1 protein-coding gene is annotated in these 902 nt (G+C 51.4%); it reads left to right on the forward strand.

Annotated elements, in window-relative coordinates:
• The coding region (locus MKK69_RS18695; protein WP_243970282.1) for a DUF1444 family protein at positions 1–535 on the forward strand (535 nt) is incomplete at its 5' end.
• Between the last annotated feature and the right edge of the window lie 367 nt (positions 536–902).

The following is a 902-nucleotide window of genomic DNA, read 5'->3' on the forward strand; positions in this document are numbered from 1 at the left end:
ACAGATTGCGCCCCGAGAGTACCGTCGGGCCACACCTCCGATCGTGAGCCGCGACTTCATGGCCGATCTTATGAGGGTCTATGCTATAGACCAGAATGAACGATACGCGCTCTTGTTGCAGCCTCAGTTCGAGGGGTGGCAAGTTCCACAAGAAACCGTCGATGAAATCGCGGTCGCCAATCTAGAAACGGTATCAGACCAAATCGAAATCCAGCCTCCAAAGCACAAAGGCACTGGCGGTTATTTTACGCTACAGACCTACGATGGTTTCGATGCAGCGCGCTTGCTGCTCCCACGTTTTATGGCTCGTGTCCGGCAGGCGCTTCGAAGTTCCATGGTATTTGCCGGGATCCCCAATCGCGACTTCCTGGTCGTTTGGACGCCAGACTTTTCTCGACGTAGCGCCTTCGCGACTTTGATCGACAGGGATATCACACTACAGCCGCAACCGTTGACAAGAGCGCTCTTCGTTGTGTCAGACATGGGTACGCGGCTCGCCAACACAGACGAGCTGGCTGATCATGGCCGTCGGTGAAGTTTCTGCCCGTTCTTAGATAAAATAAATCGTGTCTCTTGCCATTTTTCATAATTTAATGTTTTTTACTAATCGAATTTACGCTGATAGATTGCAATATTTTGCAGCATGCCTCTGGTACACAAGATTTTCCAAGACATATGCTGGTCAAGCGTTTTTAGCTACGTCTATTTTCCGAGATGCAGTGCTCGGTGGTCACGCCGGTACACCAGCATCCACCAACCTCGGCGTGCTCGAATGACGGCTTTCAAGATCAGGCGAGAGGCGTGAAAACGGCGAAGTTGGTTCGAAATCGGTCTATGTGTCGGAGACATTCCCCCGCTCGTTCGAACTTTGGGCGATTGGATAGGGCGTCTTCCATCGAATT

Source organism: Methylobacterium sp. J-026, assembly GCF_022829585.1.
In the GTDB taxonomy this organism is placed as follows: Bacteria; Pseudomonadota; Alphaproteobacteria; order Rhizobiales; family Beijerinckiaceae; genus Methylobacterium.